The 14,771-nt window shown below is 62.7% G+C and carries 14 protein-coding genes and 1 tRNA gene; 10 read left to right on the forward strand and 5 right to left on the reverse strand.

Annotated features, from left to right (window positions below; all coding sequences use genetic code 11):
* Positions 1-39: 39 nt before the first annotated feature.
* On the forward strand, positions 40-798 hold the full coding sequence (locus O6W96_RS00745) for an SDR family oxidoreductase (protein ID WP_353467800.1): 759 nt from the start codon (positions 40-42) through the stop codon (positions 796-798).
* Positions 799-915: 117 nt separating this feature from the next.
* Entirely contained in the window at positions 916-2,025 is a 1,110-nt protein-coding gene (locus O6W96_RS00750; protein WP_353467801.1) for a glycosidase, read from the forward strand.
* On the opposite strand, the gene O6W96_RS00755 is transcribed toward O6W96_RS00750, so the two are convergent.
* Entirely contained in the window at positions 2,015-2,893 is an 879-nt protein-coding gene (locus tag O6W96_RS00755; protein ID WP_353467802.1) for an exonuclease domain-containing protein, read from the reverse strand. The genes O6W96_RS00750 and O6W96_RS00755 overlap by 11 nt on opposite strands.
* A gap of 974 nt (positions 2,894-3,867) precedes the next feature.
* On the opposite strand from O6W96_RS00755, the gene O6W96_RS00760 reads away from it, so the two are divergent.
* Positions 3,868-4,116, forward strand: coding sequence for a hypothetical protein (locus tag O6W96_RS00760; protein ID WP_353467803.1), 249 nt, complete (start codon positions 3,868-3,870; stop codon positions 4,114-4,116).
* 205 nt (positions 4,117-4,321) lie between these two features.
* Positions 4,322-5,086, forward strand: a complete 765-nt coding sequence (locus O6W96_RS00765) for a class I SAM-dependent methyltransferase (protein WP_353467804.1) — start codon at positions 4,322-4,324, stop codon at positions 5,084-5,086.
* Between the two features lie 1,060 nt (positions 5,087-6,146).
* On the opposite strand, the gene O6W96_RS00770 is transcribed toward O6W96_RS00765, so the two are convergent.
* From O6W96_RS00770 to O6W96_RS00780, 3 genes are all read right to left on the reverse strand, one after another.
* Positions 6,147-6,223, reverse strand: a tRNA-Arg gene (locus O6W96_RS00770).
* A gap of 198 nt (positions 6,224-6,421) precedes the next feature.
* On the reverse strand, positions 6,422-6,682 hold the full coding sequence (locus tag O6W96_RS00775) for an SWIB/MDM2 domain-containing protein (protein WP_031394799.1): 261 nt from the start codon (positions 6,680-6,682) through the stop codon (positions 6,422-6,424).
* A 47-nt stretch (positions 6,683-6,729) separates the two neighbouring features.
* A complete protein-coding gene (locus tag O6W96_RS00780) occupies positions 6,730-6,933 on the reverse strand; it encodes a DUF2945 domain-containing protein (RefSeq protein ID WP_353467805.1) in 204 nt (67 codons plus the stop codon).
* 119 nt (positions 6,934-7,052) lie between these two features.
* On the opposite strand from O6W96_RS00780, the gene O6W96_RS00785 reads away from it, so the two are divergent.
* The 3 genes from O6W96_RS00785 to fghA are packed head-to-tail and all read left to right on the forward strand — an operon-like array spanning position 7,053 to position 9,390.
* Positions 7,053-8,159: an S-(hydroxymethyl)glutathione dehydrogenase/class III alcohol dehydrogenase gene (locus O6W96_RS00785; protein ID WP_353467806.1), complete on the forward strand. Its 1,107-nt coding sequence runs from the start codon at positions 7,053-7,055 to the stop codon at positions 8,157-8,159.
* Positions 8,160-8,170: 11 nt separating this feature from the next.
* Positions 8,171-8,554, forward strand: a complete 384-nt coding sequence (locus tag O6W96_RS00790) for a VOC family protein (RefSeq protein ID WP_353467807.1) — start codon at positions 8,171-8,173, stop codon at positions 8,552-8,554.
* Positions 8,554-9,390 carry an S-formylglutathione hydrolase gene (gene fghA / locus O6W96_RS00795; RefSeq protein ID WP_353467808.1) on the forward strand — a complete coding sequence of 279 codons (837 nt, stop codon included), beginning with the start codon at positions 8,554-8,556 and terminating at the stop codon, positions 9,388-9,390. Before O6W96_RS00790 ends, fghA begins: the two co-directional genes overlap by 1 nt.
* A 436-nt stretch (positions 9,391-9,826) precedes the next feature.
* On the opposite strand, the gene O6W96_RS00800 is transcribed toward fghA, so the two are convergent.
* Entirely contained in the window at positions 9,827-12,796 is a 2,970-nt protein-coding gene (locus O6W96_RS00800; protein ID WP_353467809.1) for a TonB-dependent receptor, read from the reverse strand.
* A 203-nt stretch (positions 12,797-12,999) separates the two neighbouring features.
* Here O6W96_RS00800 and folE point away from each other — a divergent pair, with 203 nt between their 5' ends.
* From folE to O6W96_RS00815, 3 genes are read left to right on the forward strand one after another with little or no spacing between them, the layout of a single operon-like run.
* Positions 13,000-13,638, forward strand: coding sequence for a GTP cyclohydrolase I FolE (gene folE / locus O6W96_RS00805; RefSeq protein ID WP_353467810.1), 639 nt, complete (start codon positions 13,000-13,002; stop codon positions 13,636-13,638).
* Positions 13,638-14,396, forward strand: a complete 759-nt coding sequence (locus tag O6W96_RS00810) for an SDR family NAD(P)-dependent oxidoreductase (RefSeq protein ID WP_353467811.1) — start codon at positions 13,638-13,640, stop codon at positions 14,394-14,396. Before folE ends, O6W96_RS00810 begins: the two co-directional genes overlap by 1 nt.
* On the forward strand, positions 14,389-14,757 hold the full coding sequence (locus O6W96_RS00815; protein WP_353467812.1) for a dihydroneopterin aldolase: 369 nt from the start codon (positions 14,389-14,391) through the stop codon (positions 14,755-14,757). Before O6W96_RS00810 ends, O6W96_RS00815 begins: the two co-directional genes overlap by 8 nt.
* The last annotated feature ends 14 nt before the right edge of the window (positions 14,758-14,771 follow it).

Consider the following 14,771-nt stretch of genomic DNA (forward strand, 5'->3'; position numbering starts at 1 on the left):
GTTTTTCGCCGCCAATCTGCTGACAAGCCGGGATACTTGATGACCGAACTCTCCGACGCCCACACCACTGTCCGCCCGCTGAAGGGCCGCCGCGCGATCATTACCGGGGGGACGACCGGGATCGGCCGGGCGATCGCGGTGCTGCTCGCGGCTAAGGGCGCCAAGGTCTATATCTGCGGACGTGACGAACGGTATCTGCAGGACGCGCTCGCTCGGATTCGTGAAGTTGGCGAGGGCGACGGGATGGTCACCGAACTCGCCGATCCCGACAAGGTCCGCGCGTTCTTCGATGCGGGCGAGGCGTATCTGGGCGGGTTCGACATCACCGTCGTCAACGCGGCGGTCGCGGCCGGCGGTCTGACGCAGATGAGCGAGGACGAGCTTCGCTACGCGATCGCGGTCGATTTTACGGCGTACCTGCTCAGCGCACATCACGCTGCGCACCGGATGAAGCCGATCAGCGACATCGTCATCATCGGCTCGCTGAGCGCGCATATCCTCGGGCCGAGCTCGACGGTGTATGCCGGGGTGAAATCCGGAATCGCCGGCTTCTCGGAGGCGTTGCGGCGCGAGCTCGGGCCGAAGGGCATCAAGGTCTCGCTGGTCGAGCCCGGCAAGGTCGGGTCGAACATGCAGTATCCGGACGTCCCCGACGACAAGCAGCGCCAGATGATCGAGGCGGAGCAGATGCTGCGCGCGGAGGACATCGCGGTCGGGGTTGAGTTCGTGCTGACGCAGCCGACGCGGACCGTAATCCAGCAGATCGTGATCGTCCCGCGGGCGCTCGAGGGGGAATAGGCGCGCCGACGGCTAACCCACGCCCCCCGTTCGCGCGGCGCCCATCCCGTCATCCTGACTTTCGTCAGAATGACGGAGTTGGTGGAAGTCGCCCGACGTAAATCAAAGGAGAATAGCATGTTCGACCAGCTCGTCTTCACCCCCGCCGACATCGACCTGTCGCGCTCGCCGCTGGCGGGCAAGGTCGGCGCCGAGACCTATGTGCTCGGCGCGTTCAATCCGGGAATGACGCGGCTGGCGAACGGCAACCTGCTGCTGATGGTGCGCGTGGCGGAGGCGTTGAAAAAGCCGGTCAGGGACGGCAACGTCCATGCGATCCGCTGGGACGACGGCGCGTATGTGCTCGACGCTTGGCCGTTGCAGATGGTCGATACCAAGGACCCGCGGAAATTCCTGATCCCCGGCGGCGGGTGGAAGGTAATGGCGCTGACGTCGCTGTCGTGGCTGTTGCCGGTCGAACTCGATGCCGAGGGGCGCGCGGTGGTCGCTGTGCATTACGACAAGGCGATCGCGCCGCGCACCTCGTACCAATGCTACGGCGTCGAGGATGCGCGGATCTCCAAGGTCGGCGATCGCTATCTGATGACCACGTGTTCGGTCAGTCCCGAGCGGCATTCGACCACGCTGTATTCTTCTGCCGACGCGCTCGACTGGCAGTTGGAGGGGATTGTGCTCGATCACCAGAACAAGGACATGCTGATCTTCGAGGGGCTGATCGACGAGCAGTATTGGGCGCAGACGCGCCCGCTCGGCGACCTGTATTTCGCCTATCCGCCAGGGAGCGAGTGGCGCAGCGGCCCGTCGATCAACCTATCGCGCTCGCCCGACGCGCTGCATTGGAAGCCGCACGACAAGCCGGGCATCCGCCCGCATGCCGCCACCGTCGCGACGGCGCGGATGGGCGGCGGCGCCCCGCCGATCCTGACTGATCGCGGCTGGCTGACGCTGTGGCACGGGGTGGAGCCGTCGGGTGTGGTCGGGATCTACCGGACGTACTGGTCGATCCTCGACAAGGACGATCCGTCGATCACAGTCGCGACCGAGCATACCGCGTTGCTGGAGCCGAACCCGGTGCTGACCGAGCCGTTGAAGGAGCAGATGTACCTCGACAACGTCGTCTTCACGACGGGCATCGCCGACGCAGGCGAATTCTACGTGGTGGCGAGCGGGGAGGCTGATCTGGCGTGCCGGATCACGCATATCGGCAAATATATATTCAGCCGGTAACTCGACCTGTGATCATACTCTCCAGGTCCAGCTCGTGTTCGGACACGATCCTGATCGCACCGCCGAGGCGGCGATAGTGCTCGGCTCGGCGGAACGCACCGCTGTTGCGGATGGAATAGGCGAACGGCGCACGCCCCGCGATCACCAAGGCGGTCGTGGTGTTGCCGACCGCCGAGACGATCCGGCCACCGAGCGCCGCGATCCGGCACGCCAGCGCGCCATCGCGGGGTTCGCCGAGGATCGCGATCCGTTCGCCGGTGAGCGGTCCTGACGGTGCGGGGCGCGGGGCGGGACCGGGCTTGCTCGCCGGAGCAAGCCATTCGTCGAGCGCTATCCCGGTATGGTCGATCGCCTTGACGATCACCCAGCCCGCCGCGCGCGCATCGCTCAGCGCGTCGTGATGCTTGTGCTCGATCCCCAGATATCGAGCGAGCAGCCCGAGCCGATGGCTCTCCAGATCGGGCCAGGCGCGCTTGGCGACGCGTACGCTGTCGAGCCAGACCGTCTCGATCGCAGGGCGGTCATGGACCCGGCACGCAGCCGCCAGCGCGCCCTTGTCGAAATAGGAATGCGCTACCGTCGTGCGACCGGACAGATGGCCGTGGACGATGCCGTGGACGTCGGCGAAGCTCGGCTGGCCGACGACGTGATGCTCGGCGATGCCGTGGATGCGGGTGTTGAACAGGTGGAATTCATCGCGCGGATCGAGCAGCGTCTCATATTCAAAGATCTCGCGTCCGTCGCGAAACCCGACGATGCCGATCTGGCATATGCTGCTGACCCGCGAACAGGCGGTCTCGACGTCGATCACGACGAAATCGGGGGAAAGGGGAGTGGCGGGATCGGATCGCGTCGCAGTCGAGAGCATTTCGCCTCCATGCACGCATGCACGCGGCGGATAAACATCTTTGGCTAAAGGATAACCATCCCGCGTTCCCGCACGTCGCTCGGCATGGCGCGCCGCCGTTGAGTCTCAAACCGTCCGCTCGTTCCGAGCTCATCCGTCTCCTGGCAGACGAGCGCAATTATTCTCTGTTGCACCAAAACCGAACGGTCGACATTGGACTGACCTTGAGCAGATGTGTCTCTAGCAGTCGAAGCGTCATGGCGCAGTTCTTCTGATTGAAATCACCGGGCTTGATCGAATTGAAGCTGGCGAAATGGACCCGCTCGGTATTGCCTCCCGACGAACTATAAAGCCGATACGTCGCGCCGGCCATCGGCGTACAGCCCGCCGGAATAGTCAAGACGGCAAGCGCCCCCAATGAGCGAAATAGATGCATAGTTATGCTGTCCCCCAAGCCTGCTTTGAAGTCGTACAAGTATTTGAGCAAGCGGAAAGTTGTCGTTGTTATATGTTCGTGAGAGCATATTTCCTGGAGGCATAATAATTCTTTGAAAATACATGAGCTTGAAACATATGCTGACAATATAAATCTGAAATATTGACCAGTCGTTGCGTTGGGGCCGGATCGGTCAACTGCTTGGATGCGAAACCGGCATGTGCTTGGTTGATCTACGACCTGCAGCCAGCGGCTGAACACCAGTTTCCGCGAATATTCGATGCTCTCCCAAGCCTTAACGCGGCAGCGTCATCCGCTGCAGATGAAAAATCCCGCCCTTGCCGGTACGGATATAGTCTACTCGATGGAAAGCGACTTTAGAGGCAGATTCACTGCCCCGTGCGACTGAGAGCGGGGGCGACCGATGCTGAATAGCGCGGCCACGGCATTCTCGGGAATGCTGTTGTTGGGCAATGATCCTCGTTCCGGAACCAGGCGGCAAGCCGGTCGAGATGCTTCACCGAGAAGTATCATGTTCAAGTCGCCTAAAGAACCGCGGTTGACGACCAAGGTAGCAATGCGGGCGAGGGACATGCCCGGCGTCGGTGATGACGTCGCCGTCCAGTTGCGCGGGCCGACGTTCGATGGCGAGGCGGTTCGCCGTGTCCTGATCAAGCAACTTGTTCGGAGCCGGCAGGGGGCCGTTGTGCTTCGACAGTTCAACCCGGTCGGGGAATTCCCCGTGCTGACCGGGCAGGTGTCCGCCGTGTATCGAGCGATGGCGCGGGATGAGGCAATGGGTTGCTAAGAACTTGATCTGAGTTATACAAGGTCGCTGACGAGAAATCCCGTTTGTTGGCGTCATGTCTCAGTTGGACGCAGAATGCAGGTGAGTAGCAGGCGTGTAGGCGATTGTTCCTAGAAAACAACGATAAGGGCAGCCGATGACGAATATTGATACTGCGACCGTCGAGGGTTTCGGCGAAGAATGGGCAGCCTTCGATTAGACTGCGATGAAAGATGATGAGTGGCAGCATCACTTCGACGGGTATTTTTCCCTGTTGGATTTCAAAACTTTACGACCCGATGCGGTAGGCTTTGACCTGGGGTGTGGGTCTGGCCGTTGGGCGGCCGGCGTTGCCCCCAAGGTCGGTACTCTCCATTGCATAGATCCGGCCGAAGCTGCACTAGCCGTTGCGAAGCGGCGTTTGGCTGGAGAAGGGAACGTCCAGTTTCATTTGGCTGATGCCGGGGCGATACCGCTGGCCGACGATAGCCAAGATTTCGGCTATTCTCTCGGCGTGCTGCATCATATCCCAGACACGGCTAAAGCATTGAAAGACGCAGTCGCGAAACTCAAGCCCGGTGCTCCGTTTCTGGTCTATCTTTATTATGCCTTCGACCAGCGGCCTGCATGGTTCAGGGCGGCATGGAAAAGCTCCGACGTGCTCCGCCGCGGGATATCCAAGCTCCCCATCCGGCCGCGTAAGGCGATCACCTCTGTTATAGCAGCGACTGTCTACTGGCCGGCCGCTCAAGCTTCTCGGATTGTCGAGAGATTGGGAGGCAACGTTGATAGCTTGCCTCTTAGCTCTTACCGCAAGTATAGTTTCTATACGATGCGGACAGACGCTTTGGACCGGTTCGGGACTCGACTTGAGCAGCGTTTCACCAAGGCGCAAATCACCGGGATGATGCAGGCTGCTGGTTTGGAAAATGTTCGCTTCCGCGACGGCGTGCCGTACTGGGTTTCAATCGGTACTAAAGTATTTCAGTAAACGGATGCATCAATTATTCGGTTGCGTCGTATAAGGTCGTTGAGATTGCCAACATGGCGATCAATTTGAAGTTTTCACTTAGTCGCATATCCCCGGCCGCCGAGGATGTGCGACACCTCGCCGACGATCCACGCCACGGCATCAATCTCGGCCTTATAGCCGACGAAGGTCTTTTCTGTTCGGGCGAAATATCCGGTCGGCCGAGCGCGAGGCGGGGATCTAGTGAGGCCGGCTCGCGCTGGGCGCGGCTATGCGCTGTATTCGCCGCGGCGCTGGCGTCGGCCTTGGCGCCGTAGATCCGCGAGCGCTTTTTCGCGCCGTCGACCTTGCCTGCGGTAAAGGTCTTGCGCTTGCCCTCCGATGCGTTCGCCGCGATCGACGACGCCGAGTTGCATTGGGGCGTTGTCGCGTATGATCGATCGATCGCCGGACTATCTCTCCCGGTTCATCAACGCCGGTCGCCCGGCTGCGTTGACCGAACGGGATCATAAACTGCTCGGTGCCTACTGCCGCGCGGAGCCGCACGATTTAGGCATCCGCGATCTCTGGACGAGGGACTAGCAGCCGTCGGCCCAGCGCGTTGGCGAAAGGCGCGCGCGCCGTGCGATGGTTGATCGACCTCTCGAGGCCTGACCTCGCCGGACGGAGCCCCATCGCGCGGCGACCCCGTGAATGGCGCAAGAACCCCCGCCTTGCCTTCGAGCTTTTTAGGCGGCTTTTATGCAGTCTGCGGATCTGCCGCACGCCCTTAGCAAACCTAGTCTTTAGGGGCGGTTTCGAGCGGCATGGCTTGATGCAGTATGCTGCACGCCAATGCTTAAACCCGTGTGCCGTCGTAAGACCTGCGCTCTCTGTGCCGAATCTTGTGTCCGTGGCGGTCACGCGGGAATTGTGTCGCCGGAACGTCAGCGAAATGTACGGCATGAGTTGGGGCAGGGGGATGCTGCCCTAGATAAGGCAGATCGTTGCGGGAATATACTGTGTCCTCTTGTGCCCATGCGAACCGTAGCTATCCGCATGTTTAGATCGTGTTAGAAGCGGCAGAAAATGGCGGAAAAGCTGGTGCCCCCGGCGAGATTTGAACACGCGGCCTACGGTTTAGGAAACCGTCGCTCTATCCGGCTGAGCTACGGGGGCATCCGGATGCGCAGTACGACGGTCGGAAGGGACGATCAAGCGCCTGGTTCGTGATCGGTCGAGGCTCATTGCGGCACCATCAGGCGCCACGGCGACTCGGTAGTCGCCATAACGTAACAGTAATCGGGTAGAGACGATCAAGGGGCGACGGGGCCCTCAAAGGATCCGCCGTCGCCGCTTGCCGTGCAGTGCTGGCGGTTAGGCCTTGACGTGCTGCGAGATGTACTTGTTCATCTCGAACATCGTGCACTTGTCACGCCCGAAGACCTTCTTCAGCTTCTCGTCAGCCAGAATCTCGCGCTTGTTCTCGGGGTTCTGGAGGTTGTGTGCCTTGATGTAGACCCACACCTTGCTGATCACTTCGCTGCGCGGCAGCTTGTCGTTGCCGACGATCTCGCCGAGCTCGGGAGAGGGCTGGACGGGGGCGTGGATGCCGCCGGTCTTGGGAGCTGTAGCCATAAGCATTCCTTCCTGTTGCGCGCGTGCGTTAGGCACTGCGCGCGTGGTCACGCCTTGGTGAGCGCGTCCGCCTTGTGCGCTGCCTTGCCGCCCTTGTCACTCTTTACGATGAACTGCGGCTCCTCCTTGGAGGCCCTGACGGTGTGGCCCTTGATCTTCGTGTCGCTGGTCTGCTTCTTCTCGACCGTGCCGTGCGCCTCGCCGCCGTGCGATTTCCAGGTGACCTCGTCGCCCTTCTTCGGATCCTTCATCGCGCCATCTCCTTGATTTGAAAGGATCAAGCGCGGGAACGTGGCTTTGGTTGCATCGCCGACGGGTTGCGGAGCCGGGGCGCGAGGGGCATCAGGGCGGCAATCAAGGAGACCCACCCATGAAGACCCGCGCCGCCGTAGCCTTCGAGGCAAAAAAACCGCTCGAGATCGTCGAACTCGACCTCGAAGGGCCGAAATTCGGCGAAGTCCTCGTCGAAATCATGGCGACGGGCATCTGCCATACCGACGCGTACACGCTCGACGGGCTTGATTCGGAAGGGTTGTTTCCGAGCGTGCTGGGGCATGAAGGCGCAGGCATCGTCCGCGAAGTGGGCGCGGGCGTGACCAGCGTCGCAGTCGGCGATCACGTGATCCCGCTTTACACCCCCGAGTGCCGCCAGTGTAAGTCGTGTCTCAGCGGCAAGACCAACCTGTGCACCGCGATCCGCGCGACGCAGGGGAAGGGGCTGATGCCCGACGGCACGACGCGGTTCAGCTACAAGGGCCAGCCGATCTTCCATTACATGGGCTGTTCGACCTTCTCGAATTTTACGGTGTTGCCAGAGATCGCGGTCGCGAAGATCCGCGAGGACGCGCCGTTCGATACCTCGTGCTACGTCGGCTGCGGCGTGACGACCGGGGTCGGCGCAGTGGTGCACACGGCGAAGGTCCAGCCGGGCGATACCGTCGTCGTGTTCGGTCTCGGCGGGATTGGGCTGAACGTGATCCAGGGTGCACGGCTGGCCGGCGCGGGGATGATCGTCGGTGTCGACATCAATTCCGACCGCGAGGAATGGGGCCGTCGCTTCGGCATGACGCACTTTGCCAACTCGAAGGATGTCGGCGACATCGTCCAGCACATCGTCGCGCTGACCGATGGCGGCGCGGACTACACCTTCGACGCGACCGGCAACACGACGGTGATGCGGCAGGCGCTCGAGGCGTGCCATCGCGGCTGGGGCACCTCGATCGTGATCGGCGTGGCCGAGGCGGGCAAGGAGATCTCGACGCGACCGTTCCAGTTGGTCACCGGGCGCAACTGGCGCGGGACGGCGTTTGGCGGCGCGCGCGGGCGGACCGATACGCCGAAGATCGTCGACTGGTACATGAACGGGATGATCGAGATCGACCCGATGATCACGCACCGCCTGACGCTCGACGAGATCAACAAGGGCTTCGACCTGATGCACGCCGGCGAGAGCATCCGCTCCGTCGTGATCTACTGAGGGGCGGGGTCATGTTCACGCACATCATGCTCGGCGCCGACGATATCGCGGCGTCGAAGGCATTCTACGACGCGGCGCTGGGCGCGCTTGGCGTACCTGAAGGCGTCGTCGATGAATGGGGGCGGGTGGTCTACGCGCATGACGGCGGCCGCTTTCTGCTGACCAAGCCGATTGATGGGCAGCCGGCGAGCCATGGCAACGGCAGCACGCTGGGGTTCGCTGCGACCTCGACCGATGCAGCCGATGCTTGGCATGCTGCTGGGTTGGCGAATGGCGGAACGGCCTGCGAGGATCCACCGGGTGTGCGTGAGGCTACGGGTGGGCGGAAGCTGTACCTCGCGTATCTCCGCGATCCGTCGGGCAACAAGATCTGCGCGCTGCACCGGGTCGCGTGATGGAGACCGTCTCCACCAGCAAGGCTTACGGCGGTACGCAGGGCGTGTATCGGCACGCCTCGACCGCGACCGGTACCGACATGACGTTTGCGGTCTATGTGCCGCCACATGGCGAAGGCGCGCGGTTGCCCGTGTTGTGGTTCCTGTCGGGGCTGACGTGCACGCACGCGAACGTCATGGACAAGGGCGAGTATCGGCGGGCGTGTGCCGAACTGGGCGTGATCCTGGTGGCGCCGGATACCTCGCCGCGCGGGGCCGACGTGCCGGACGACGACGCGTACGACTTCGGCAAGGGCGCGGGCTTCTATGTCGATGCGACCGAGGAGCCCTGGGCGAAGACCTTCCGGATGCGGTCCTATGTCGAGGACGAACTGCCGGCGCTGATCGGCGCGGAATTTCCGATGGCGGATATGGCGCGGCAGGGGATCTTCGGACACTCGATGGGCGGCCATGGTGCGCTGACGATCGCGCTGCGCAATCCGGAGCGGTTCCGGAGCGTGTCGGCGTTCGCGCCGATCGTGGCGCCGTTGCAGTGTGCCTGGGGTGAGAAGGCGCTTGGCGGGTATCTCGGGGCGAACCGGACGGTGTGGCGCGCGTATGACGCGTGCGCGCTGATCGAGGATGGCGCGCGAGTGAAGGACATTCTGGTCGATCAGGGGGATGCGGATGGCTTCCTGGTCGAGCAGTTGAAGCCCGAGTTGCTGGTGGCGGCGTGCGAGGCGGCGGGGATCGACCTGACGCTGCGGATGCAGCCGGGGTATGATCACAGCTACAATTTCATCTCGACGTTTGTGAGCGATCATGTCGCGTGGCATGCGGAGCGGCTGACGCGCTAACCGAGGCTTTGATGGTTCGAGGCAGTCGGTCTGCAGGCCGTAGCCCTCACCCTCGCCGCCTCTGGCGTCTCTCCCTGTCCCGATGGGAAAGGGAAGGTTCCCTTGGCGTCTTCGCCGTGGGAAGGGTAAGGGCAAGGGAAAGCCCGCGGTCTGCGTTAGCCAGCACGCAGCCCCCCCACACGTCATCCTGACGAAAGTCAGGACCCAAGGCCACGAACGCCGCGATAATTGGCTCTGGATCCTGATCTTCGTGAGGATGACGGCGGCATCGTCGGATACTCCCCCGCCAGGGAGAGGTGGCTCGCTCTTGCCAGACGGAGGGGGAGTGAAGGCAACACATCTGTTCCGTGCCCGCCCCCTCCGTCACCTTCGGCGCGCCCCCCCCTGGCGGGGTAGGATCGTTAGAGCAGCCGAAGCATCCGAGCGCTTCGTCCCCCTAGAACTTGAACCCGGCCGCTACGCCGTACCGACGCGGTTCGATCGTGAAGATGTTGGTGAACAGCCCAGCCGACTGGTCGGTCACATACTGCCCGGTCGTCGCATCGTTGTTGGTCAGATTCTGGACATACGCCCGGACGTAGAACCGGTCTTCGCGGGCGTTGAGCTGGACCTGCATGTTGACCACCTCATACCCCTGGATCCGGTCGATCGGGGTGTTGAAGATGCTGCCCGAGAGCCCGCCGGTATAGTTGAGGTCGGCGCGCGGTACGAGGCTCATGCCGTTGGCGAAGTCGATCGTGTACTGCGCACCAACCGACCATTTGTACGTTGGTGCCTGCGGCAGGCGGTTGCCGCGGATGTTGGTGGTCACGCCGTCGAGCACCGATACGCCGCTCGCCGCCGCATTGGCGCCCAGCGCCGAACAGATCCCGAACGCGCCAGTCGCCGCGATCGTTGGGATCGCGGTCGGTGCGCGCAGGCCGATCGCCTGATTGACCAGCGCGACATAGCCGTTCGACAGCGCCGCATTGCCCGCGACGTTGGGCACGACGACACAGTTCGACGCGTTGGTGATATCCTTGATGATCACCGCGTCCGCGCGGCCGCCCGACACGTCGCGCGGGTTGACCAGGAACTTGTCGCTCGACACCTTCGAATGCAGGTAACTCGCGTTCATGTTGACCACGAACGCCGGCACCGGGCTCATGATCGCCTCCGCCTCGACGCCGTAGATATCGGCGTCGACATTGTCGTTGACCGAGGTGCGCGCGACGATCCGGCTCAGCTGGAGGTTCTTGTACTGATAGTAGAAGCCGGTGAGGTTCAGCCTGAGTTGGCCACCGCCGAAGGTGTTCTTTGAGCCGATCTCGTACGCGTTGACCTGCTCGGGCAGGAACGTGCTGCTGACGTTGAACATCGGCAGCAGCGGCGGATTGATCCCGCCCGATTTATAGCCGCGCGAGTATGATGCGTAGAGCAGGTTGTTCTCGGTGATCCGGTAATCGAGCACCGCGCGCCCGGTCAGTCGCGAGAAGCTGACCTGCGCATTGGCGAACTCCTGACGCCCCGGCAGGTTCGGGTCGAAATCGACCGTACCGTAGTTCAGCCCTTGCTCGATTCCCGTCGCACCGATCGGCGTCAGCACGTTGAGCGCGAGGTTGCGCGCCTGGTCGGTCTTCTTGTCGTGGTTGTAGCGCAAGCCGACGGTCAGCTTGAGCTTGTCGGTGAACTTGAAATACGTCTCGCCAAAGATGCCGTAGGATTTCAGGCGGAACTCGGTATCGCTGTTGCGATAAAAGGGCGTCGCCAGGAAATAGCCATTGCCCGCGGGCAGGCCTGCACCGGCCGCGTTCGCTGAGCCAAGGATGCCCGAGGCGTAGTCGAGCCCGAACGAATTGACGAAATAATCGGTGTTGGACGATTTATGGTCGACATAGATGCCGCCGAGCAGAAAGTTGAACATTCCGTCGAAATTGCTGTCGAGATGCGCTTCGGCGGAATATTGCCGGTTCACTTGGCGCGATCGATCGAAGTCGAGGCTTTGCGCGAAACACCCGATCGAGTTGCCGCCATAGACGCCGACGTTGCTCGGATCCGACGCCGATTGGCATGCGCCGCCGGCGGGACCGTTGGGAATCAGCGTCTGCCGCACGCCGTTCAGGAACGCGAACGGCGAACCGGGGCGGGCGATCGCGTTGAGCGTGGCGAGCCCGACGTTATTGGTCAGCGGGTTCTCGACCGCGAGATTATAGTCGGCGGTGCTGTCGACGACATTTCGTGTGTAGCCGCCCGTGAAGTTCAGGCTGACCGGGCCGAAATCGTGGAAGATCTTGGCGGTATATTGCTCTTCTTCGGCAAAATAGGTCGGGCTGTAGTCGAGCGACACGGTGCGTACGTCGGCCGGGTTGACCACGCCGGTATAGGTATCCTGACCGTAGAGGCTCTGCAGCCCGAAGCGCGCGAGCGCGGGATTGTTGACCGCGAAGAACTCGTTGGAACTGAGCACCGCGGATAGCGTAGAATTGCCGTTCGCGGTCTCGTTGGCGAGCCGATCGGGCAGACAGCCGAGGATGCCGGTAGGATCGCGGTGGCACAGCTGCTTCTGCAACCGCGAACGATCGTCCTTCTCGCGGAAATACGATCCGATCAGGTCGATACGCGTATCGCTGCTCGGCTCCCACGACAGCGTGCCGCGGACCGAATACAGATCGCGCCCGTCAATGTCGCGGCCGTCGTACAGGTTCTTGGTATAGCCATCGCGGTTGAGATAGGTGCCGGCCACGCGGATGCCGAGCGTGTCGGTGAAGGGCAGGTTGAACATCGCCTTCACGCGCTTCGAGTCGTAATTGCCGTATTCGAACTCGGCGGCGGAATGGATCGCGGACAGATCGGGTTTGGCCGAGATGAAGTTGACCACGCCCGAGGTCGCGTTGCGGCCGAACAACGTGCCTTGGGGACCGCGGAGGACCTCGATCCGCTCCAGGTCGAAAAACTCGCTCTCGAACAGGCGGGTCGTCACGAGCGGCATGTCGTTGACGTGGATCGCGGTCGCGGTATCGCAGGTCGCGCCGGTGCACAGGTCGCCGATCCCGCGGATCGTGAAGCTCGATGTCGTGAAGTTGGTCTTGGTGAAGGTGATGTTGGGCAGCGTCTGCTGAAGCGCGCTGGGGTTGACGATCTGTTGCTTGGCGAGGTTGTCAGCGGTGAAAGCGCTCACAGCGATCGGAACATCCTGTAGACGCTGCGATTGGCGTTGCGCGGTAATCACGATATCCTGTGACGCGTAGGGATCCGCGGGCGCGGCGGTGGACACGTCCCGTGTCGTCTGGGTCGACGGGGCTTCCTGCCCGGGCCCGTTGGTGGGTGCGGTGTTTTCAGCCGATGTTGTGGTGGCCGTCTGAGCCATTGCCGGCGCAATCGACAGGAGTATCATCGCCGAGGCGGCGAGCAATTCGAACTTGGCCATGTCAGTCCTCTCCCCGATCGCGCCGGTCTGTGCCGATTCACGATTTAGTTTTTCAGGTATGGCGAAGTAACGACAAAAAAATTCCACCGTCAACGCTTTTTGAAGCCCGGATTACTGGGATTTAGCGCGCGTTGCTGAAATGAAACAGTTGCAAAAGAGGACCCATGTTCCGATGTTTGGGTATGCTGACAAAGGGTGTTGCGATGCGGGATGAATTGAACGGGTCCGAGGGGCCGCCGGTTGGCGACGATGTGCTCGGTCCCGACGGCAAGGTGATTGTGCCCGAAGACGTAGCGTCGGCGATCCGTACGCTGATCCGCTGGGCGGGTGACGATCCCACGCGTGAAGGACTGCTCGATACGCCGCGTCGTGTTGCACGTGCGTGGAAGGAATATTGCGCGGGATACGGCGACGATCCGGCCAGGCATCTCGAGCGCGTGTTCGAGGAAGTCGGTGGCTATGACGAGATCGTCCTGCTGAAGGACATTCCGTTCCAGTCGCACTGCGAGCATCACATGGCGCCGATCATCGGCAAGGCGCACATCGCCTACCTGCCGCGCGACCACGTCGTCGGCATCTCGAAGCTCGCACGCGTGCTGCACGGCTTCGCGCGGCGGTTGCAGGTGCAGGAGCGGCTGACCGCGGAAGTGGCGGACTGCATCTGGGACAACCTCAAGCCGCAGGGCGTCGCGGTGGTGATCGAGGCTAGCCATGCGTGCATGACTGCGCGCGGTGTCCGCACGCCGGGGGTGACGATGGTCACCAGCCGGATGATGGGCGTTTTCCGCGACGACGAGCGCAGCCGCAAGGAAGTGCTCGCGTTGATGGGGCGCGGCGTTTGATGCGAACCGTGCTCGTCACGGGCGGGGCGAAGCGGCTGGGTGCGGCGATCGTCCGGCGGCTGGCTGCCGTCGGGCAAGCCGTGGTCGTGCATCAGGGACATTCCCCCGACGAGGCGGCCGCGCTGGTGGCAGAGATCGTCGATGGGGGAGGGCGTGCTGCTTCGATAGCGGGGGACCTGAGCGATCTGGGCGCGATCGGCGACCTGTTCGCGGCGGCACGGGCTGCGATCGGCGGGCCGATCGACGGACTGGTGAACTGCGCGTCGAAGTTCGAATTCGACCGACCGCCGACCGTCGATCCGGTACTGTTCGCCGAGCTTGGCGCGATCAATTGCGGGGCGCCGGTGCTGCTCGCGTCCGCGCTCGCGTCGCAGGACGACGTTGCGGACGGCGCGGTGGTCAATGTGCTCGACCAGAAGGTGGCCAACCTCAACCCGGACTTCTTCTCGTACAGTTGCGGCAAGATCGCGCTGGACGGGGCAACGATGATGCTGGCGCAGGCGCTCGGCCCGCGTATCTCGGTCAACGCGGTATCGCCTGGGCTGACGCTGCCGAGCGGAGACCAGAGCGAAGAAGAGTTCGCGGCCGTGGCGAGCGACAACCTGCTCCAGCGACCGGTCGGCGCCGAGGCGGTCGCGGATGCGGTTGCGTGGCTGCTGACCGCGAGGGGCGTGACGGGGCAGAATGTGTTCGTCGATTGCGGACAACGGTTTCTGGCGCGAGACGGCGACGTGATGTTTGAGGGGCAGAATGGCTGAGTTCACGACGATCCTGGACGGACTCGAGGTTATGATGCAGCTGGGCATCCACCCGCACGAGGTCGCGCCGCAACGTGTAGTCGTCTCGGTCGAGATGACGGTCGTGTATCCGGGGCCACTCGGCGAGGATGCGATCGGGGAAGTGCTCGATTACGACTTCGTCCGCGCAGGGATATTAGCAATGGTAGCGGAGCGCCCGTTCGCGCTCCAGGAGACGCTCTGCGAGGCGATCGCCGCACTGTGTCTGGCCGACGAGCGGGTGCGGCGGGTCGAGATCGAGACGATGAAGACCGACGTCTACCCGGACGCCGCGATCGGCTGCCGGATCGTGCGCGAGCGCCGCATCGACCGGGAGCAATAGTCCCTCGACCGGGC

It is taken from the genome of Sphingomonas faeni (assembly GCF_040407495.1).
GTDB classification, from domain to species: Bacteria; Pseudomonadota; Alphaproteobacteria; order Sphingomonadales; family Sphingomonadaceae; genus Sphingomonas; species Sphingomonas faeni_D.

What these genes read in the sequence shown, in the direction of transcription:
- O6W96_RS00745 (WP_353467800.1), top strand. Translation starts at nt 40, where the DNA reads ATGACCGAACTCTCCGACGCCCACACCACTGTCCGCCCGCTGAAGGGC.
- O6W96_RS00750 (WP_353467801.1), top strand. Translation starts at nt 916, where the DNA reads ATGTTCGACCAGCTCGTCTTCACCCCCGCCGACATCGACCTGTCGCGC.
- O6W96_RS00755 (WP_353467802.1), bottom strand. Translation starts at nt 2,893, where the DNA reads ATGCTCTCGACTGCGACGCGATCCGATCCCGCCACTCCCCTTTCCCCC.
- O6W96_RS00765 (WP_353467804.1), top strand. Translation starts at nt 4,322, where the DNA reads ATGAAAGATGATGAGTGGCAGCATCACTTCGACGGGTATTTTTCCCTG.
- O6W96_RS00775 (WP_031394799.1), bottom strand. Translation starts at nt 6,682, where the DNA reads ATGGCTACAGCTCCCAAGACCGGCGGCATCCACGCCCCCGTCCAGCCC.
- O6W96_RS00780 (WP_353467805.1), bottom strand. Translation starts at nt 6,933, where the DNA reads ATGAAGGATCCGAAGAAGGGCGACGAGGTCACCTGGAAATCGCACGGC.
- O6W96_RS00785 (WP_353467806.1), top strand. Translation starts at nt 7,053, where the DNA reads ATGAAGACCCGCGCCGCCGTAGCCTTCGAGGCAAAAAAACCGCTCGAG.
- O6W96_RS00790 (WP_353467807.1), top strand. Translation starts at nt 8,171, where the DNA reads ATGTTCACGCACATCATGCTCGGCGCCGACGATATCGCGGCGTCGAAG.
- fghA (WP_353467808.1), top strand. Translation starts at nt 8,554, where the DNA reads ATGGAGACCGTCTCCACCAGCAAGGCTTACGGCGGTACGCAGGGCGTG.
- O6W96_RS00800 (WP_353467809.1), bottom strand. Translation starts at nt 12,796, where the DNA reads ATGGCCAAGTTCGAATTGCTCGCCGCCTCGGCGATGATACTCCTGTCG.
- folE (WP_353467810.1), top strand. Translation starts at nt 13,000, where the DNA reads ATGCGGGATGAATTGAACGGGTCCGAGGGGCCGCCGGTTGGCGACGAT.
- O6W96_RS00810 (WP_353467811.1), top strand. Translation starts at nt 13,638, where the DNA reads ATGCGAACCGTGCTCGTCACGGGCGGGGCGAAGCGGCTGGGTGCGGCG.
- O6W96_RS00815 (WP_353467812.1), top strand. Translation starts at nt 14,389, where the DNA reads ATGGCTGAGTTCACGACGATCCTGGACGGACTCGAGGTTATGATGCAG.